The sequence below is a fragment of the Pseudoalteromonas sp. S3178 genome, assembly GCF_005886985.1.
In the GTDB taxonomy this organism is placed as follows: Bacteria; Pseudomonadota; Gammaproteobacteria; order Enterobacterales; family Alteromonadaceae; genus Pseudoalteromonas; species Pseudoalteromonas carrageenovora.
In genome coordinates, this window is sequence record NZ_PNCW01000315.1 from 1 (window position 1) to 301 (window position 301).

The 301-nt window shown below is 46.2% G+C and carries 1 pseudogene; it reads right to left on the reverse strand.

The features are described from left to right. Nucleotides 1–301: pseudogene (locus CWC11_RS23080) on the reverse strand (MocR-like pyridoxine biosynthesis transcription factor PdxR); the annotation flags it as partial.

Below are 301 nucleotides of genomic sequence, written 5' to 3' on the forward strand. Positions count from 1 at the left end.
CCCCTTGCTCGGCGCAAATACGCCTGAATTTGGGATTTCAGTAACTCGCACCCCGCAATGTCTGAATAGTGAAAGTGACTGACATTGGTTTTGCGACACGCCTTTACCAAAAACCGCTTAAACTCATCATAGGGAAAGGCATGAAGATCTGGTAAGCCCCCTGCAAAACTATAGCGGTAGGCCGTACGCTTAGTGCTGCTTACTGGAGTCAGTGTTTTAGCAAATTGCGGCACGAGTTGTGGTGTAAAAGGCACTTTAGTGTCTATCTGTTGGCTACTGAAAATAGGTAGTTCAGTATTGA